Below are 19,579 nucleotides of genomic sequence, written 5' to 3' on the forward strand. Positions count from 1 at the left end.
CAATCACAATGTTACTCATCATCACCCATCCCGAACACGTGCCCAACGAAACACAGCTCTGGCAACAGCTGCTGCACGCCGGCGCTGATGCCATCCTGCTGCGCAAGCCGCAGTGGCCGCCGGAGAACTATGCGCAGGTGCTGGAACAAACCGATCCGGTCTGTTATTCTAAAATAATGATAGCAGGGCATTGGGAGCTGTATCAGCATTTTGGATTGATGGGCGTGCATTTGAGCGGGCAGCAGCAGGAACAAACGGATGAGCAGCTGATAGCGGAATACCGCCGTCAGGGCTGCCGCACCAGCACCGGCATTCATAACGTAGCAGCATTACCGTTAGCAGGCAATGCATGGGATTATTTGTTACTAAGCCCTGTGTTTGACAGCATTTCCAAACCAGGTTATAAAGCACAGATACCACCCGGTTTTAAGCTGCAGAAAAATGACTGTAACGCAAAAGTACTGGCGCTGGGAGGGGTGGATAGCACCAATGCCGCACAGGCAAAACAAATGGGGTTCGATGGCCTGGCACTGTTAGGCTCCATCTGGCAAACCCCTGCAACAGCCGTACAACAATTACAACATATTAAAAGCATATGGAACGACCCTATGTTATGAGCCTGGCCGGGCTGGATCCCAGCGGGGGCGCCGGTTTGCTGGCCGACATTAAAACCTTTGAGGCCCATCAAACCTATGGGCTGGGCGTTTGTACCGCGCTTACCGTGCAAACGGACCAGGAGTTTTTGTCGGTAGACTGGCTGCCGGCGGAGCGTGTTATAGAACAGGCGAAACCATTGCTGCAAAAGTTTGCACCTGCCTGGTGCAAAATAGGTATTGTGGCAGATGTGCCCACGCTGCTGCAAATAGTACGCAGCCTGCACCAGCTGCGCCCCGGCATCCGCATTATCCTGGATCCGGTGTTGAAAGCATCCGCCGGTTTTGACTTTCATAATACTGCGCTGGCGCATGCCTGGCAGGAAGTGCTGCCTTACCTGTACCTGCTCACCCCTAATTATGATGAAGCGCTGGTATTAGTCAATGGCGCTGCAGACGGGCAGGAAGCTGCCGCACAGCTTAGCCGCCATTGTGCAGTGCTGCTGAAAGGCGGCCACCACCCGGAAAACAGGGGCTGGGATGTATTGTACACACAGGAAAGCGAGTACCTGCTACCGCCGGTTGTACGGCAGGTATATGCCAAACACGGCTCTGGCTGTGTATTATCCGCCGCCATTACAGCGCAGCTGGCAAAGGGGCATTCCCTCCAGGACGCCTGTATTAACGGCAAAGCTTATACGGAGAAATTTTTATCCAGTCACCCTTCATTATTAGGATATCACAATTTATGATCAGCACCTTACATTACATATCACAGCAAACCGCAGCAGCAGACCACCTTGCAAACATACAGGCCGCCTGCGATGCAGGCTGCAACTGGATCCAGCTGCGTATTAAAGACAGCACGCCGGAAGCAGTATTACCCATTGCCATTGCTGCAAAAAAAATATGCGAACCGTACAACGCTACGCTTATCATTAACGACTATCCCCGGGTGGCCAAAGCCATCGGCGCCCACGGCGTGCACGTAGGCAAAAATGATATGACGGTAGCTGCAGCCCGCGCCATTACCGGCCCTGAAATGATAGTAGGCGGTACAGCCAATACCCTGAACGATCTGTTGCAGCATGTAAAAGACGGCGCTGATTATGTTGGGCTGGGGCCTTACCGTTTTACTACTACCAAGCAAAAGCTAAGCCCCATACTGGGTCTGGAGGGTATTGCCAATATCCTGCAGCAGCTGGCGTCACAAGGTATTACCATTCCTGTAATAGCCATTGGCGGCATTGTGCAGGAAGATGTTGCTGCATTAATAGCAGCAGGGGCACATGGCGTAGCAGTAAGCGGCCTTATTACACATGCGGCGGATAGAAAGGAAGTAGTGAAAAATATTTTCGCAATGGCACAAAAGGAACAGGAAGCAGGTAGTAACATTTAAAAATTAAAAAATGATAGCACCCTTAATAATTGCTGACCGTACTTTTCAATCCCGCCTGTTCACCGGTACGGGAAAGTTTTCCGCAGCGCCGGTAATGGAGCAGGCCTTGCTGGCCTCCGGCTCCGAGCTGGTAACCGTGGCGCTAAAGCGGGTAGATATGCATAACCAGGCAGATGATATGCTGCAGCACCTTAACCACCCGCAGCTGCACCTGCTGCCCAATACCTCCGGTGTACGTACTGCTAAGGAGGCCGTATATGCGGCACAGTTAGCACGGGAAGCGCTGGAAACAAACTGGATCAAGCTGGAAATACATCCTGATCCCCGCTACCTGCTGCCCGATCCTATAGAAACACTGATGGCGGCGCAGGAGCTGGTAAAGCTGGGCTTTATAGTATTGCCCTACATACATGCTGATCCCGTGCTGTGCAAACGGCTGGAGGACGCAGGCACCGCTGCTGTAATGCCTTTGGGTGCACCTATTGGCAGCAACAAAGGCTTACGTACCTTTGATTTTCTGGAAATTATTATTGAGCAAAGCCGCGTGCCGGTAGTGGTAGATGCCGGTATCGGCAGCCCTTCTGATGCAGCCAAGGCCATGGAAATGGGCGCAGATGCTGTACTCGTAAATACCGCCATTGCCGTAGCGCAAGACCCGGTACGTATGGCGCAGGCCTTTAAGCAGGCCGTAATTGCAGGCCGCCTGGCCTACGAGGCAGGGCTGCCCGGCAAGCATCAGCAGGCCAGCGCCAGCAGCCCTTTAATCGCCTTTTTAGACAATGAATAATGAACAATTAATAATTAATAATCGTATTGCAGTCGTTCAACTATCATAAGTCTGCCCATTTGATTATTAATTATTCATTAAATGGCAGCGTTGTTCGCTTACTATAAGTTTTACAACCTGCCCGCTTGATTATTAAGTATTCATTAAACGGCAACGTTGTTCGCTTGCTATAAGTTTTACAACCTGCCGCTTGATTATTAATTATTCATTAAACGGCAACGTGTTCGCTTGCTATAAGCTTTACGACCTGCCGCCCGATTATTAATTATTCATTTTTAATTATTAATTAAAATGAGTTTCAAAAATATTTTCACCCAACATAATTGGGATGCTGTCAAAGAGAGCATCTACAGCAAAACCGCGACGGATGTGGAACGTGCGCTGGCAGCCGGCCGGCGTACGCTGGAAGATTTTAAGTCCCTCATATCCCCTGCCGCGCTGCATTACCTGGAACAAATGGCGCAGCTAAGCCACCGCCTTACCCGGCAGCGCTTTGGTAATACCATGCAGCTGTATATTCCGTTGTACTTATCCAACGAATGCCAGAACATTTGCACCTACTGCGGTTTTAGCCTGGATAATAAGATCCGTCGTAAAACCCTGCGTGCAGCAGAGATCATGCAGGAAGTGGAGGTTATTAAAGCCATGGGGTATAAGCATGTGCTGCTGGTTACCGGGGAGGCCTGGCAAACTGTAGGCGTGGATTATTTTAAAGAAGCCCTTCAGCTCATAGGCCCGCACTTTTCCCACATCAGCATGGAGGTTCAGCCTATGGACGAGGCAGACTACGCTGCACTTATTCCCCTGGGCCTGCAAAGTGTGCTGGTGTACCAGGAAACCTATCATGAGGCGGATTATAAATTGCATCATCCCAAAGGCCGTAAGTCCAACTTTGACTACCGGCTGGAAACCCCCGACCGCCTGGGCCGCGCAGGCATTCATAAAATGGGATTGGGTGTGCTTATTGGGCTGGAAGACTGGCGTACAGATAGTTTTTTTACGGCCCTGCACCTGCAGTACCTGGAAAAAACCTACTGGCAAACCCGCTACAGCATTTCCTTTCCGCGACTGCGCCCCTGCACCGGCGGGCTACCGCCTAAGGTGGAAATGAAAGACCGGGAGCTTGTGCAGCTTATTTGCGCCTACCGCCTGCTGGATCCTGATGTGGAGCTAAGCCTCTCAACCCGGGAATCAGAGCAGTTCCGCAATCATGTAATAAAGCTGGGCATTACTACCATGAGCGCCGGCTCTAAAACCAATCCTGGCGGATATGCCGCCGACCTTCAATCACTGGAGCAGTTTGAAATATCAGATGAGCGCAGCCCGCAGGCCATTGCGCAAATGCTGCAATCGCAGGGTTATGAGCCGGTATGGAAAGATTGGGACGGTGGATTAGTTGGCAGCCGTTAGTTGGCAGTTGGCAGTCAGGAGGAATGGCTGCAATTTAATGAGTGGTACACAGCTTCTGGTATTCCCGGATAACCAATCGGCCCGCATGACTGCTAACTGCCAACTGCTAACTACTAAAAAATTACCCTCCGCCCGGGAAAGCGAAGGGTATTTGAAAACCTAAAATCCATTAATCATTAAACATATAAGATATCGCTTATGAAAATAAGCAGCTACGTACCATAGGACTCAAATGTAAGTTGCTCAAAATGAACAACCTATAAACCTGTTAAGTTTGAACAAAATGAACAGGCGCCCATGCTACTGCACAATATATTTTATAAGCCATCCTACAAAACAAACCTTGCAGGCGTTAGCCTACTTTCTCCATATCACGGTATGTTTTAATAGTGTCATGTGAGCTTCTGAGCGCACCTTTCTGGTTAGCGATCAGCTCCCTTATGCTATAAGGCATCGGGTCATCTGAGCGCAGCGCTTCATCATATGCACGTTGTGCAGCATCCTCTCCATATTCACAGCTCGCCAGTATAGCATGGCGGTCGTTACCGGTAAAGGTTGCTTTTACATCCATCCAGGCACGGTATATTTTACCGGAAACAGTGGTGCCGGTTTCCACGTCAGCGCCCATCCGGGCCAGCTCCTGGTTCAGCTGGGATACATAAGTGCGGCTTTCATCTATCATTCGTTGAAACAATGCTTTCAGGTCCGGATCGTCTGTCTTGTCACTTGCCTTTAGGTATCCTTCTATACGGTCATTGTTGATCTGTACGAGGTCGCTGAGTACTTCTGATAATTTTTCGTTCTGTTGCATGGCATTATTATTTTGATGTTTGTAATATGATCATTTACCGCGGCGCGGTAAGGTGTTAACATGTTATAGGTTACTATCGATCTCCTTAATATTAATTCAAAAATGCGACCAGTTGAGCAGCGCCGTCTATAAAGTACTCCGGCACTGCGCGTTTTCGCTATTTCCCTGACGTATTTTTTTCACGCATGGGGGAATCTGTTCTACAATAGAATCCCTTATTGCAGCAGTTTTAGCAGTAAACGTTATGGCTTACAAAGGACAAATGAATTGGCACAGATTTTTAACTATAAGAGTTAACCAAACATTATTCATATGAGAAGCATATTGTATCTAATAGCCCTTATTCTTATCATAGGATGGGTGTTAGGCTTTTTCGTTTATTCAGCTGGTGCGCTGATTCATGCATTGTTGGTGCTAGCTATTATAGCAATCCTGTTGAGCGTTATCCGTGGGAGAGCGCCTGTAGAATAAATATACCAACAGCTTAAAGCCGTACAGGAAATAACTAATGAATAATCAATAACCAGTGGCCGTAACCACTTCGTTATTGATTATTCATTTTTTTGTTTGTAACATCGGGTGTATCTCTAACGGCTATACGGCATTTAAAGCCGTTGCAGCTTATCGCTGTTCCGGGTGGTTGCAGGCCGGGTTAAAAACGTGGTAACCGCTGCTGTCTTCCTTTACCTGCAGCCGGTTTAGTATAGCCATTGTTTCAAGAATGTGAGGCAGGGAATCGCGCTTGCTGATCTGTCCTGTAAAGGAATAGTTCTTCAGCTGTTTTTCAGAGTAGTTAATGGAAGCATGGTACACGGCTTCAAAGCGGCTCATGACCTCTGTTAAGGGTACGTTAGTGAACAGGAGCTCTTCGCCGTTTTCCATGATGTTACCCTTTATTGGCCTGGTCAGAATGCTGTCTGCAATACGCTCATAGTTATACACCATTAACGAATGCTGCTTTTTGTTAAAAGCACATTCCTGACCGGCCGCCAGGTACACCAATTTCTTATCAGCTTGAGCTCCTGTAGATCTTACCATTACTTTTCCCGTGAGTAAACGGATCTTCACGGTTTTGCTCCGGTCATACGCTTTAATACGAAAAGACGTACCCAGGGCGGTTGTTGCTACATGTTCAGAATATACAGTAAATGGTCGTCCCTCTTGTTTCGTTACGGTAAATGTGGCGGCTCCTTTCAGGTACAGCGCCCGCTGGTCAGGTGTAAAACCCGGGCGCCATTGCAGGGTGCTTTGCCCTTCCAGCAGGGCTACCGATCCATCCGGCAAAACAATGTGCTGCTGGGTATTGCCGGTGTTTGTTACGATGGTATCCGTTACTGGTATCTTACCGTTTTGTGTAATAGCTGTTGCAGGTTGTAAGGCTTTATGCTGGTAGAACCACATCATAAAACCGGTACCCAGTAACAGTACTATTGCAGCAGCAGCCCGGGTGCGGTAGCGGTACGCCCGCATCTCCCTCACCTCCCGGCGGATGGTTTGCAGCATTTGTTCCGTATGAACGGGATGCAGGTATTCACCTGCTTCAAAAGCTTCCCAATCCTGTTCCGGCAGCAGCGCTGCCAGCTCCTCCGGGTTATTCTGCAAATAATCACTCACCGCAGCAGCTTCTTCGGCTGTACACTGATTCTTTAAAAATTGCTCTATTAAAGCGCGGTTCATCATTATCTGCTGGAATATAGGTCTGCTACATTATACTACGCAGCAAAAAAGGCTTACACCCACGAGAAAGAAAAAAAATGTGCTTTTATTTGACAACCAGGTTGTCAATTTCCGTTCACCGGGTTATTATTAGCAATAATCAGCAGCATATTACGGGGGGGGTGAGTGGGAAATGAGCTTGCATTACTGGAAAGCGTCTGCAAAAAAGATCAGCAGCACTATGGCTTCCCTGATCTGTTTAATGGCGCGGTTTACCTGGTTTTCTACGGTTTTCAGGGAAATAGAAAGGCGGAGGGCTATTTCCCGGTTGGTGAATCCCTGTATACGGTACCCGAAGATCTTTTTTCTTTCCGGCGGCAGTGCAGCCATGGCACGCTGCACCTGGTCCAGGGTTTCACGCTCCTGTAAGTGACGGGAGGTATCTGCTACTTCGGGCAGCTGCTGAACATCTACCAGCACTGTACGTTCCTGCGCTTTACGGCGCAATACATCTATCAGGGTTGTGCTGGCTATGCGGAATAATTGTTGGGATAAAGGCAGGGTTTCATCCAGGTGGCTGCGGTAACGCCACAGCTTAATGAAGGTAAGCTGCACCAGCTCTTCGGCTACATCAGCAGCAGCCGTGCGTTTCAGGAAATAGTAATACAGCTTCTCATGGAACTGCTGATACACTTCCTCAAAAACAGTTACTGATCCTGCTTTTATGGCAACTATTCTCTCCAACGTTGTAGTGTTAGGTTGATACGCTAAACTAACACTAGATACTGTTTTTTTGCCAAAAAGCAAAGCAATTACGAATTACGCTGAATGCTTAATGCAAAACGCTGAACGCCGTCCACCGGATACCGGTGTGCTTCATACATTGCATATAGCATTCAGCGTTTTGCATTAAGCATTAAGCGCCTTTCAGGCTTGCTATGTCAATCACAAACCTGTACTTCACCTGCCCTTTCAGCAGCTTTTCATACGCCTCATTTATATCCTGTATGTTGATCACTTCCACATCGGAAATAATGTTATGCTCCGCGCAGTAGTCCAGCATCTCCTGTGTTTCGCGGATGCCGCCTATATTGGAGCCAGCCAGGCTAATGCGGTTGGCCAGCAGGCTAAAAGCCGGTATGGAAGCCGGTTCCGGCGGTGCGCCCACGCAAATATGCACACCGTTGGTTTTCAGCAGGCGCAGGAACGCCGGAAAATCATGCGGGGCAGATACTGTGTCCAGTATAAAGTCAAAGGTTCCCCGCAGGCTTTTCATTACAGCCCGGTCAGTGGTGAGTGCAAAATGATGTGCACCCAGCCGTTTGGCATCCGCCTCTTTGGAGGGCGAGGTGCTTAGCATGGTTACCTCTGCGCCAAAAGATGAGGCAAACTTTACACCCATGTGGCCCAGGCCACCTAAACCTAAAACAGCTACCTTATGTCCGGGCCCTATTTTCCAGTGCCGCAGCGGCGAATAAGTGGTAATACCCGCACACAGCAAAGGCGCCACGCCTTCCAGCGGCAGCTTGGGTGATACCTTCAGCGTGTATTTTTCATCTACTACTATCTGCGTGGAGTAACCGCCATAAGTGGGCGTTTTACCATCGCGCTCATAAGCATTGTAAGTGCCTGTCATACCCTGCAGGCAATATTGCTCAATACCGGCTTTACAGTTTTCGCATTCCCGGCAGGAGTCTACAAAACATCCTATACCAGCCAGGTCGCCTACCTGGAATCCTTTAACATGATCACCCACCTTTGTTACACGGCCTACAATTTCATGGCCCGGTACCATGGGGTAAATAGAATTCTTCCACTCATTGCATACCTGGTGCAGGTCGGAGTGGCAAACACCGCAGTACAGGATCTCTATCTGTACATCATGCGGGCCTGGCTCCCTGCGTTGCAGGCCAAATGGGCCTAATGGTTCCGTTGCGCTGGGCGCTGCATAAGCTTTTGTGTTCGTACTCATCTGATTTGCATTTAGGTGGTTGGAAAGGTGTGCGTACAAATTTATACTATAAAGTATAATAGTATAGGCGGGGACCTTGCTCTTTAATAAATTAGTAGCTTAACAAATACCCGTTACGGGGAAACAGCTATCCGGCATGGTATGAAGGCATCAGGGCCGCGCTGCATCGGCGGGCGCTAGCCCGGCCGGCTTTAAAGAACATTACGCCCGCCGCCGGTCTCAGACCATCACCCTCCGCAATCCTAACTGCTTTATGCTTTCTGCTTTCCGCTTATTCCGTATCTTTACATCCTCACTGCAAAAGCAGTCATACCTCACTTTTAGTTTTCCCATTTACATTATTCATTTTTAATCCATAAAACTTTATGGCAGCAAACCCACAGTGCAAGGCGCATTGCTTTGTATTTACAGGTGGTCCCGGCGCCGGTAAAACCACCGTGTTGGATCTTCTGGCGCAACAGGGTTTCCCGGTAATACCAGAAGTGGCCCGGGAAATCATCCGGCAGCAAATGGCTACCGGCGGCAGCGCGGTACCCTGGCTGGATAATGCGCAGTACACTCATTTAATGCAGGCACAGTCTATAGCGGTATGGGGGGCCGCGCCATCACCTAAGGCAGGCCCCTGCTTTTTTGACCGCGGTATACCGGATGTAATAGGTCATATACAATTAAATCATTTACCCTTAAATACAGCGTTACAAACAGCCGCACAACAATACCGCTACAATCCACAGGTGTTTATATTTCCGCCCTGGGAAGAAATTTACTGTACAGATACGGAAAGAAAACAAACCTATGCCGATGCTGTGCAAACCTACCGGGTCATCTACGCCATTTACCAGTCATATGGTTATACTTTACAGGTAGTGCCCACTGGGCCGGTGCAGCAACGGCTGGCCTTTATTCTGGATCATATTTCAAAATAAAAATCCGTTACTTTTATAACGTTCATTAGTGATGTGTTATGGAAACAACTGATCTTGAAAACATGGCCTCCCTCATTGGGGAGCCGGTGCGGGCGCGTATGTTATGGTCCCTGCTGGATGGGCGGGCGTATACCGCTACTGAGCTGTCACTGTTTGCAGATACCTCTCCGCAAAATGCCAGCATGCACCTGAGCAAGCTGGTACAAGCCGATCTGCTGAAAGTAAGCGCTCAGGGCCGCCACCGTTATTACAGCTTTGCCCGCGATGAAGTAGCCTATGCCATAGAAGCCCTGGCCAACCTGGTGCCGCCGCAAACCACTAAGAAACAAAAGGCGCCGGAAAAAGCATCGCCCATTAAACACTGCCGCACCTGTTATGATCACCTGGCAGGCAAAGCCGGTGTAATGATCACAGATGGCCTGCTGACTAAACAATATCTACAGGAAAAAGACAATAGCTATACCGTAAGCCCGGCAGGCCGGGCCTGGTTTGCCGCCTTACAAATTGATATTACCACTTTACAAAAAAAACGCCGGGTGCTGGCCCGGCCCTGCCTGGATTGGAGTGAACGGCGCTATCACCTGGCAGGCACGCTGGGTGCGGCTTTGCTGAATAAAATGCTGGAAGCCGACTGGGTACGCAGCACACAACATTCAAGGGCTATTGTAATTACGGGAACGGGGCAACGAAATATGTACGAGCTGTTGGGGATAGCGTTATGAAAATGTAAAATCATAAACCGATGAAGGAGGTTCATAGAGACCATTGAAAAGACTTTATGAACGGGATAAATAAAAAAGTTGAATGCAGCCTATAAACCGCACCCAACTTTTAATTTTTACTTTTCAACTTTTTATACGGCGTCAGAAAGTGACGTAAACGTAAAATCCCGGAGCTTCATAGGCGGTATCAGGTAGCTCCTGTAAGACTCTACGCTGATGGTCCTTTCCGGCTTACCCAGTGCTTCCACATTATTCAGCATAATCACCGGGCTTTCATTAAAACGGAAATTCTTGATGGGATGTTTGATCACACCATTCTCTATGTAAAAAGTACCGTCGCGCGTAAGGCCGGTTAATAGCAGGGTTTGCGGGTCTACCATGCGAATGTACCACAGGCGGGATACCAGGATGCCGCGCTCCGTGCTTTTGATCAGCTCATCCAGCGAGGCGGTGCCCCCTTCCATAATAATATTGCTGGGCCCCGGTACCGGTTTTACCCCTTTCTTTTGCGCCCAGAAACGGGAGTAGGCCAGGTTCTTTACTACGCCTTTTTCGATCCAGTTTATCTTTTCCTGCGGCTGCCCGTCGCTATTCCAGGTAGCAGCAGGCAATTCAGGGTGAAAGGGATCAGAGTAGATGGTCACTTTTTCATCCATCAGCTGTTCACCTATCCGGTTACCGCCACCGGGCTTGCTCATAAAGCTGCGGCCTTCATCGGCATTACGGGCATCCAGTCCGCGGAACATGTTTTCCATCATATACGCAGCAGCTACCGGTTCCAGTATCACCGTATATTTACCCGGCTCTATGGCTTTGGCATTGGCAGAGCCATTGGCTTTGGAGGCCGCTATCTGCGTGGCGGTAAAGGTATCCAGCTTGCTCACATCATTGTACCCGCGGGCAGCGTAGCCGGATCCGGTACCTGCCTGGTTACGGGTAGTAATGCTGAAAATAATATCCGTATCCGTGTTATAGGCAAATAATCCTTTGGAGTTCATCAGCGCATCAAAGCTGGTAGTATTTTCCAAAAAGCCTGCTGCTTCCAGCTTGGCGTCTTTGGATACCTGTATGCTTTTAGCTACGGCTGCTGCACGCGTATCCGGCGTAATGGCCGCTGTTGCCGGTACATAGGTTATACTTTCCTTAAAGGTTTGCGGTCCCTGTAAGGGCATGTACTCCGGGTCTTCCGGGGCCAGCTGCGCCAGCTCTTCCGCACGGCGTACCGCTTTTTCCAGGGATGCATCATCAAATTCATTGATAGTGGTGCGGCCTGTTCGCTTACCAAAAGTAGCGTTAATGGTAAGCGTAATGGTGCTTATATCACCTGCGGTGGATACGGCATTGCGGGCATAACGGATGTTACCGCCTTCGCGGCCTTTGAGGCTTACCTCACATTCGTCTGCTTTGGAAAAGGACAGCACCTTTTTCAGCAGCGCCTGTGCTTCGTCTTGTTTTAATATAGCCATAAAAGATTGATCAGATTTTACGTGCAGTGTTAATAACATTTACTCCATTAAAACGGGCGGTAGAACTACCGTGCGATACTGCGTTGGACTGCCCCGGCTGTCCCTTGCCATCGTTAAACGCGCCCCCTAAACGGTAGTCGTTTTTATCGGCAATGGCTGTGCAGGAATTCCAGAACTCCTGCGTGTTGGCCTGGTAGGCTACATCCTTCAGCATGCCGGCTATTTTCCCGTCTTTTATCTCGTAAAAAAGCTGTCCGCCAAACTGGAAGTTGTAACGCTGCTGGTCAATGGAGAAAGAACCGTCGCCAATAATGTAAATGCCTTTCTCTACATTTTTGATCATATCATCCACGCTTAAGGGCGTGGTACCGGGTTTCAGCGATACATTGGGCATGCGCTGGAACTGTACATCCTCCCAGCTTTGCGCATAACAGCAACCCTGCGATTCCTTGAGGCCAATAATATGCGCCTGGTCGCGAATGGCCTGGTAGTTCACCAGCACGCCTTCTTTGATCAGGTCCCACTCTTTACATTTCACGCCTTCATCATCATAACCAACTGCGCCCAGGGAGCCGGGTTGCAGCTTATCCGCCACAATATTTACCAGCTTACTGCCAAACTGGAAGTTTTTGGATTTCCATTTATCCAGCGTCAGGAAGCTGGTGCCGGCATAGTTGGCTTCATACCCCAGCACACGGTCCAGCTCTGTAGGGTGGGCTACCGATTCATGAATGGTAAGCCACAGGTGAGAGGGATCCAGCACCAGGTCGTACTTGCCCGGTTCTACGGTTTTAGCTTTTATTTTCTGCGCTACATCGGCTGTGGCATTTTTAACATCTTCCAGTATATCATACCTGTCTTTGTAACGGGTTACCACACCGGTCACTTTATTGTTGCCCGCAGCATTCAGGTACTCGTAACCCATACCTACCGGCGAGCTAAGGGAGCGGCGGGTCTGGAACTTACCAGTGGCCTTATCTATCTGCGTAACGTTAAAGAAGGGGTAAATACGGTGTATGTCCTGGTCAATGTAAGAACCGTCTGTGGAGGCAAAATACTTTTGCTCATTCACCGCCATAATAGCGGAGTTCACAAAGTTAGCGCCGCCTTGCAGGGCAATATCATTCACCTTTAACAGCAGGTCTACCTTGTCTTTTACCGGTATTTCAAACGCGTTCTTTTCAATGGGCGTTTTCCAGCTTACATCTCCAAAACCTTTCTGCGGGGCCAGCTGCACCGGCTCCGTGGTGATTTTGGCATTGGCTTTAGCTACGGCTACCGCCCTTTCCGCGGTTTTAATAATATCTTCTTTCGTAACTACATTGGAAGCGGCAAAGCCCCAGCTGCCATTGGCAATAACGCGAATGCCTACCCCAAAAGATTCTGTGTTCGAAATACCCTGCACGCGTTTTTCGCGGGTAGTAATAAACTGGTTCAGGTAGCGGCCTATGCGCACATCTGCATAGGTAGCGCCTTTGGCGCGGGCGGCGGTTAATGCCACATCCGATAGCTGTTTTTTCATGCCCACATCCATACCCTCCAGCAAAGCCTGGGCAGGATCAATGGCATTACCGGCCAGTAAAGAGCTGGGGATCATAAGGGCCCCAAAACCCATTGCCGAAAGCTGGAGAAAATCTTTTCTGTTCAAGGCGTAGCCCTCCTTAGGTTTTAATTACGAATGCTTAGTGACAGGTGGCTCACTTAATTCGTATACAGATGAAAAATGCGGTTTAGAATTGGTTTTTGTTACTGTTAGATCTGGTTGTTCCCTGATCACGGTTTCCACTTGCATGAAAGTTAGAACATTCCGCAAACTATTTTACGCCGTTAGACCATTTTTTCTTCCACCCATAAAAATGTAAGGGCTAACAGCAATACTATTACTACATATATTTTAGGCAGCGTGGCAGTATCAGCGCCGGTTGCTGTTATACTGCCCTGCCGCTGCTGTTCCCGCGCAGCAATGGGCTGCCAGGCATTTTCATCAAAAGCGTACCAATGGCAGGTATCGCCCGTAGCGGCTACAGCCTCCTGCCAACCGGCCTGCGTGGGCCAGTAAGTGCCCTGCCATTGAAAAGGCAGCACAGCATCCTGCGCCAGGCTCAGGCGGGCGCCATTTACCGTGGCCATGGGCTGCGGCGTGCTGGTTTCCAGCCGTAATGTTACCGGCATCCGCACCCTGGGTAATGCCGTGCCAATAAACCACTGCGCAGTTTGAGGTCTTGTACGCGCTGCTTTTTGTAACAATAACAACCACAGGTTTTGATAGCTTTCCCTGTTACCCGCTAACAGCCAGCTGTAAGTATTATGCAATGTAGTATTCACCAGCTTACCGCTGCCATACAGGCTGCTGCCGGCCAATATATGCTGCTGCGCATCGGTTACCAATGCCTGCGTACCAGGCGTAGAGGTAATGTACACCGGCGCTTCCATACGCAACATAGCATTAGTGCCGGCCAATTGTAATGTTACCGGGCGTTCGCTTTTATCTGCCAGCGCGGTAAGGGGAAAAGGCTGATTATAAAAATTGCGTGCCGCACCGCTGTCTGTCTTAACCAGCAGCCCCAGGCCTTTGTCGGCCACCTGTGTGCGGATGGCGGCCAGTTCCCGGGCATTCAGTGCAGCTAATGCAGCTGCATCTGCTACCAATACATCAAAGGCATCCAGCAAGGCAGGTGTAAGCTGTTCTAGTGGAAAGCGGGTAGTATCCAGGTAGGTATAGCTGTATTTATTTTTGCTGATGGCAGTGCGGGCAGCCACCATATAACCGTTTTGCGATAGCCAGCCGGCCAGGAACTTATGCTCAAAATCAGGTGCAGCAGCCAGCAGCAATACCTTCAAAGGTTTTACCGGTAATACTTCCAGCGGGATCGTCTCTTTTTCAATAGTATCTTTTGCTACCGCTGTTAAGCTGTACAAAGCGCGGCCGGCGTGTTTGGGCCGGGTATTAAAAATAAAAGATTGTTGCTGCTGTGCAGGAATAGTAGCAGAATCCAGCCGCTCATTAAAACCGCTGAGTAATAGCTTAACCGGGTGGTTTTCTTTGTTATTAAAAAGACCTTGCACCTGTAACGCGCTGCCTGCGTTTATTTGCCGGGGCCAGTAAATAGCCGCTATACCGTTAGGTGTATCTGTAGGCTGCAGCACGGTTTTAGCAGGCGTTACGGGCCGCCCCTTACCAATAGGCAATATTAAATATGCCAGGCTTACCACGGCTAAAAGAGAGGCCAGTAAGCGCGCTGTCAGCCGCTTGCGGTTAGCGCGCATCCACTCCTTCCGGCACAGGAACACCAGCAGTAATAAGCATATTATAAGCACTATATAATGCAGCGGCATCATTTCTTTTGCAGGTTCATAAAATATTGTTGTGATAAGCTGATGTTGGCAGTAGCATTACCTGCTTGCGGCAGGCGCGCAGGCAGTGGCAATAAATTATACAGGGCCTGCTCTGCTATTGCAACAGCAGCCGGCGATGCATTTTGCTGTTGTTCCAGCGCGGCCAGTATTTGCCGCATGGCCTGCAATGCAGGCAGGTAGCGGGCCGGGGCCGTAGCCGTTTCAGTAGCCAACTGCCGGGCTGCCTGTTGTAACACCTGCAGAGAAACCGCATCCGGCAAATGGCTGCCGCTTTTCAGCGTTTCCAGTATGGCCAGGGCATAGGCCATTTTATCGGTAACAGCAGGTGCCGTTTGCTGTTGCCGCAAGGGCAAAATGATCTTATCCAATTCGCCTGTTAACCGTTTTTCCGGTTTTAGAGGCGGGGTTCTTACACTCGTTTTTGCCACGTACGCCCTGGACTTTTGCTGCAGGTCTTTCAGCAAGCGCAGGGCTTTGTATTCATAGGGCAGGGCGGCCTGCGGCTGATAGGTGCGCAGCTCCCGCTCTGCATTCCACATTTCTGTGAGCGTAGCTTTCAGCTGGCTTTTAGTAGCGGGATCAAAGAAGGTGGCATCTTCGGCAATGTCGTGTTTATGGGAAAACTGATCTATGATCTTTTCTGCATTATTAAAATCCTTTGCGTCGTTAGCTGCTGCATGGTCATGATCATGTTCTTCTTCCAAACGGTCATCGCCAATATTATTCTCTGTTTCCTCCCCCAGGAATTTGCCGTAACGCAAGCGCAGCAGGCGCTGGTCTATACCCAGATCATTACTGCGGCGCTGAAATGTTTTTTCTGCGAGGGTATCCTTATCGCGGATCAGCTGTTCTGTTTCAATAATGATCTGGCGCTGGCTGCGGAAATATTCCGGTTTCAGGTTCATACTATTGGCCATGCCTTCTATGTTCATGAGCTGCGCAGTATCAGGCAGCACCACCATATACATGCCGGAGCGGGCAACCTGCCGGTGATTATCCTGTGCCTGTATGTAAAAGTATAACTCACTGCCGGGTTGCATGCCCAGTGCAGCCAGGTCAATGGTTTTTTCCAGCGTGTATTGCGTACCAGCGCTGCTAAAGCTTTCACCAAAGTTGATGGGCTGTTCCTTAAACTTTACCGCCTCCCCGCTGCCGCTGGCTACCGTGGCTTGTATGTGCGCATTGCTAATCCCATAATCATCCGCTACACTCACTTTAAGGGCTATACGTGTTGGCATGCCATAGTCAATAATAGTGTAGGCCTTGGGGGTTAGTATGTTGATCACCGGGGTCTGGTCTTTAATAACGGCTATTTTATACAGGTCTGATAGCTTGCCATCCAGCTGCACCTGGTAAAACCCTGCGCGCATGGCAGCAGCGCGGCCGGTCCATTGGGTATGTGTTTTATCAGTTGCCTGCAGGGTGATCCAGGCTGTATCATTTAATACCAGCTGTAAAGCAGCTACCGGCTTGTTGGTGCGGATCTCCCATAACAGCTGTGCGCCTTCTTCTGCTTCCAGGTTAAACTGCTGCTGTTGCCGTTTGGCTTTACGGGTATAGACAGGCGGTTGTATACTGATGGTTACGCCGCTTATTTCCGGCAATATGTTTTCTTTAACAGCGGCTGTTTTTTGCGGTGTTCCGCTTTCCTTTACAGCCCGTTTAGTTTCCATATGTACCCACCAGCCAATGCCGGCACTTACCGTCATCACTAAAATAAAAGCCAGCAGGCATATATGTAAGTGTTTTTTCAGTGGCTGGGGAGTGGGTATGGCATCAAGCGCCTGCGTTATTTTTTGCGCCTGCAACTGTTCCAGGAAAGTAAGCTGCTCATAAGGCTTTAATAACAAGCCACTGCTTTCCTCCATTTCCGGGTAAGTGATATTAAAATACCGGATCACATCTGCTTCAGTAACTTTCCAGGAGTATGCCGGCAGCAGCAGCGCAGCCAGGCACAGAATGGTGTTAGGAATAGCCCACCACCAGGCACCATGCATCATATACACGAGCGTAGTGAATACCACCGCCATGGTAAGGCCTGCCAATACCCGGCTTAACAGCGTGTACATTTGCCAGCGTTGCCGTAAAACATGAAACCGGTGCAGGTAGCGTACATCAGCCATGAGCAGGGATTTTTTGCGTTCTTAATACCCATAGCCGTTCTGCCAGGAATAATATTACAATCGCTATCCAGCAAACAGTGCTCAGGTCTTTGGTAACCGGGCTTACTCCTGCAGGTCTTGTAACCGCCTGCTGATCTGTGTCCGGCGCTAACTGCTGTATAGCAATGGCCCGTTTATCCTTAACAGTTATACTATCCGGGAATAATAAAGGCAATAGCAAAGCAGGGAAAGCCGGGCTCCAGGGCAGCTCATTCCAGGCAGGATCCAGCCGGCTGGAAAAATGATAAATGTTCCCTGCCGCCCGCTTTTCCAGGCGCAACACTCCATGGCCGGCGCCATCCCGCCATAAGGCAGCAGCAGTATCCTGCACAGCAATGCTTTTATACAACGCTACCGGCGGCATGTTTGCTGCCAGCAGCCAGGAAGCGGTATTCACAACTTTACCACTATCATACTGCCATATATTATGCGCGCTTATACCTGCCGGCAGTGGTTTGGCGGATAGCCAGAACAGCCAGTCTGCAGGGGGTAAAGCGGTTGTTTCATGCACTACTGCTATCTCCATTTTCCGCCGGGTAAATTGTTGTATAGCATTTAACGCGGCTTGCAGGTAATGTGCATCCTGTACATAAGTATCTGCAAAAATAACCAGGTGGCTGGTGGTAGTATCGGCTGACAGTGTACTCCTGTTTTCTTCATAAGTATAAGAAGTACCGCCGGGGTTACTACTCAGCTGCCGTACGCGCACAGTACCATTATCCGTTTGGTAATCGCCTGCGGTCCAGGTAGCTATGGAATCTTTTGGCGTATAGGCATACCAGTGAATGCCTGTATCTATAGCCGGGCGCAGGCCCTCAAAACGATGCAGGTAATTGGGGGTGAACAGGTATACAGCACGTTTGTTAGCACGTTGCTGTTGCAACGCCGCTACCAGCGCCCAGTATGATGTTGTATCCGCAAGCGTATCCCCCCTTTCTTCCAAAGCAGCAGGTAACCGCGCTTCCCGGAAACCCGGCTGCAAATAATGAAAGGTATAACCTGCCTGTAACAAAGAATCTATAAGCGGCTGAAACTGTTGGTAGGTTTCATTTATATGGGATGGCTCCATTAATATCCAACCCTTTTCTTTATTAACCGGCTGCTGCTGCCATACCGGTTTTGATAGCAGGAGTGCCAGGAGTATGATCAGCAAACAACGCAGCAATAACAAAAACCAATCCGTTAGTTTTACCCGGCGGGATTGCTGCCGGCTGTTCTCCTGCATCAAGGCTACACTGCCAACCAGCAAGGTTTTTCCCGGGCTCATGTTCCATAAATGGATCACCACCGGTATAATAATACCGGCCATTGCATAAAGCCATATGGGTTGTAGTAGCTGTAACAAAACTTATGTCAATGATTTTTGCCGTTGGTTCAGGAAATCACGTAATGCTTTATCCAAAGGTTGATCCGTGCTTATTAAACGGTAAAAGATCTGCTGCTCCAATAGCTGCATACGCGTGGCGGCCAGGTATTGCTGCAGCTTTTCCGTGTAGGCCTTTTTCATTTCCGCACTGTTAATGCTTACTGTTTTGCCGGTTTCCAGGTCCTGCAGGGTAGTATAACCGGCAAAATCCAGGTCCAGCTCATTTTTACCTATCAGGTGAAACACGATCAGCTCATGCTGCAGCGCCGCTAAGGAGCTAAGCAGGCCGGAGATCTCCCCCTGCTGCTGGTACATATCGGTAATAAAGATCAGCAGCTCCTTCCTGCGTTCCCCGGTAAAGAGTTGTTTGTATTGCAGGGGCTCTGTGAACTTGCCGGCCGCCTGTATGTTTTCCAGCTGGTAAAATATGCGCGATAAATGCTGTGGATCTTTTCGCGATGGCAGGGAAAACAGCTGCCCGTCCTGGAAAATATACAACCCAATGGCATCGCCCTGCATATAGGCCAGGTAAGCCAGCGCAGCGGCCAGGTAGCGGGCATAATCCATTTTGGCCAGCGGGCCATCCCGGTGGTTCATGGAGTTACTGGCATCTATGAGTATACGTACCGAAATGCTGGTTTCCATTTCCGATTCGCGGATATAATACCGGTCAGAGCGGGCATACATTTTCCAGTCCAGCCAGCGCAGGTCATCGCCAGGCTGGTAGCTGCGGTACTGGCTAAACTCTAAACCCGTGCCTTTTACCTGGCTGCGGTTCAGCCCTGCCATAAAACCGTCAATAACCGTCCGCGCTACTAAAGACAGGTCTTTAATAGCGGAGAGAGTGGCTGGATCTAATAACGGTCGGCTCATTAAATGATAGCTGTATGATGTATGAACAAATGCACTGTGGGCTTACCAAAAAGGATGTAGAATGCAATAATACCGGGTA

The 19,579-nt window shown here is 49.5% G+C and carries 18 protein-coding genes; 8 read left to right on the forward strand and 10 right to left on the reverse strand.

The window, feature by feature from the left end:
- Positions 1–8 precede the first annotated feature (8 nt).
- From BMZ54_RS03995 to thiH, 5 genes are all read left to right on the forward strand, one after another.
- Positions 9–617: a thiamine phosphate synthase gene (locus BMZ54_RS03995; RefSeq protein ID WP_162277465.1), complete on the forward strand. Its 609-nt coding sequence runs from the start codon at positions 9–11 to the stop codon at positions 615–617.
- On the forward strand, positions 596–1,345 hold the full coding sequence (locus BMZ54_RS04000; RefSeq protein WP_089906834.1) for a hydroxymethylpyrimidine/phosphomethylpyrimidine kinase: 750 nt from the start codon (positions 596–598) through the stop codon (positions 1,343–1,345). Before BMZ54_RS03995 ends, BMZ54_RS04000 begins: the two co-directional genes overlap by 22 nt.
- On the forward strand, positions 1,342–1,992 hold the full coding sequence (locus BMZ54_RS04005; RefSeq protein WP_089906835.1) for a thiamine phosphate synthase: 651 nt from the start codon (positions 1,342–1,344) through the stop codon (positions 1,990–1,992). Before BMZ54_RS04000 ends, BMZ54_RS04005 begins: the two co-directional genes overlap by 4 nt.
- A gap of 10 nt (positions 1,993–2,002) precedes the next feature.
- On the forward strand, positions 2,003–2,779 hold the full coding sequence (locus BMZ54_RS04010; RefSeq protein ID WP_089906836.1) for a thiazole synthase: 777 nt from the start codon (positions 2,003–2,005) through the stop codon (positions 2,777–2,779).
- A 291-nt stretch (positions 2,780–3,070) separates the two neighbouring features.
- Entirely contained in the window at positions 3,071–4,189 is a 1,119-nt protein-coding gene (gene thiH / locus BMZ54_RS04015; protein ID WP_089906837.1) for a 2-iminoacetate synthase ThiH, read from the forward strand.
- A gap of 352 nt (positions 4,190–4,541) precedes the next feature.
- Here thiH and BMZ54_RS04020 read toward each other — a convergent pair whose 3' ends face one another.
- On the reverse strand, positions 4,542–5,000 hold the full coding sequence (locus BMZ54_RS04020) for a ferritin-like domain-containing protein (protein ID WP_089906838.1): 459 nt from the start codon (positions 4,998–5,000) through the stop codon (positions 4,542–4,544).
- A 312-nt stretch (positions 5,001–5,312) separates the two neighbouring features.
- Between BMZ54_RS04020 and BMZ54_RS32695 the strand changes: the two genes are divergently transcribed.
- Entirely contained in the window at positions 5,313–5,471 is a 159-nt protein-coding gene (locus BMZ54_RS32695) for a lmo0937 family membrane protein (RefSeq protein WP_143080899.1), read from the forward strand.
- A 150-nt stretch (positions 5,472–5,621) separates the two neighbouring features.
- On the opposite strand, the gene BMZ54_RS04025 is transcribed toward BMZ54_RS32695, so the two are convergent.
- The 3 genes from BMZ54_RS04025 to BMZ54_RS04035 all read right to left on the reverse strand — a co-directional run bounded on the left by BMZ54_RS04025 (position 5,622) and on the right by BMZ54_RS04035 (position 8,628).
- Positions 5,622–6,680 (reverse strand): FecR family protein, encoded by a 1,059-nt coding sequence (locus tag BMZ54_RS04025; RefSeq protein ID WP_089906839.1) that lies wholly within the window; start codon positions 6,678–6,680, stop codon positions 5,622–5,624.
- Positions 6,681–6,860: 180 nt separating this feature from the next.
- On the reverse strand, positions 6,861–7,400 hold the full coding sequence (locus tag BMZ54_RS04030; RefSeq protein WP_162277466.1) for an RNA polymerase sigma factor: 540 nt from the start codon (positions 7,398–7,400) through the stop codon (positions 6,861–6,863).
- Between the two features lie 172 nt (positions 7,401–7,572).
- Positions 7,573–8,628 (reverse strand): NAD(P)-dependent alcohol dehydrogenase, encoded by a 1,056-nt coding sequence (locus BMZ54_RS04035; RefSeq protein ID WP_089906841.1) that lies wholly within the window; start codon positions 8,626–8,628, stop codon positions 7,573–7,575.
- A gap of 365 nt (positions 8,629–8,993) precedes the next feature.
- Here BMZ54_RS04035 and BMZ54_RS04040 point away from each other — a divergent pair, with 365 nt between their 5' ends.
- Both BMZ54_RS04040 and BMZ54_RS04045 read left to right on the forward strand, forming a co-directional pair.
- On the forward strand, positions 8,994–9,554 hold the full coding sequence (locus BMZ54_RS04040) for an AAA family ATPase (RefSeq protein WP_089906842.1): 561 nt from the start codon (positions 8,994–8,996) through the stop codon (positions 9,552–9,554).
- Positions 9,555–9,592: 38 nt separating this feature from the next.
- Positions 9,593–10,276: an ArsR/SmtB family transcription factor gene (locus tag BMZ54_RS04045; RefSeq protein ID WP_089906843.1), complete on the forward strand. Its 684-nt coding sequence runs from the start codon at positions 9,593–9,595 to the stop codon at positions 10,274–10,276.
- A 131-nt stretch (positions 10,277–10,407) separates the two neighbouring features.
- On the opposite strand, the gene BMZ54_RS04050 is transcribed toward BMZ54_RS04045, so the two are convergent.
- The 6 genes from BMZ54_RS04050 to BMZ54_RS04075 form a co-directional block, all read right to left on the reverse strand.
- Positions 10,408–11,742, reverse strand: a complete 1,335-nt coding sequence (locus BMZ54_RS04050) for a TldD/PmbA family protein (RefSeq protein ID WP_089908327.1) — start codon at positions 11,740–11,742, stop codon at positions 10,408–10,410.
- A gap of 10 nt (positions 11,743–11,752) precedes the next feature.
- A complete protein-coding gene (locus tag BMZ54_RS04055; RefSeq protein WP_202909131.1) occupies positions 11,753–13,339 on the reverse strand; it encodes a TldD/PmbA family protein in 1,587 nt (528 codons plus the stop codon).
- 230 nt (positions 13,340–13,569) lie between these two features.
- The gene (locus BMZ54_RS04060) at positions 13,570–15,081 is read right to left on the reverse strand and encodes a hypothetical protein (protein ID WP_089906845.1); all 1,512 of its coding nucleotides are present in this window, start codon (positions 15,079–15,081) and stop codon (positions 13,570–13,572) included.
- On the reverse strand, positions 15,078–17,222 hold the full coding sequence (locus BMZ54_RS04065) for a hypothetical protein (RefSeq protein WP_089906846.1): 2,145 nt from the start codon (positions 17,220–17,222) through the stop codon (positions 15,078–15,080). Before BMZ54_RS04065 ends, BMZ54_RS04060 begins: the two co-directional genes overlap by 4 nt.
- Complete coding sequence (locus tag BMZ54_RS04070; protein ID WP_143080900.1) at positions 17,215–18,606, reverse strand: BatA domain-containing protein; 1,392 nt, start codon at positions 18,604–18,606, stop codon at positions 17,215–17,217. Before BMZ54_RS04070 ends, BMZ54_RS04065 begins: the two co-directional genes overlap by 8 nt.
- Before the next feature lie 3 nt (positions 18,607–18,609).
- Positions 18,610–19,500: a DUF58 domain-containing protein gene (locus tag BMZ54_RS04075; protein ID WP_089906848.1), complete on the reverse strand. Its 891-nt coding sequence runs from the start codon at positions 19,498–19,500 to the stop codon at positions 18,610–18,612.
- Positions 19,501–19,579 lie beyond the last annotated feature (79 nt).

Origin of the sequence: Chitinophaga rupis (assembly GCF_900109685.1) — a bacterium.
In the GTDB taxonomy this organism is placed as follows: Bacteria; Bacteroidota; Bacteroidia; order Chitinophagales; family Chitinophagaceae; genus Chitinophaga; species Chitinophaga rupis.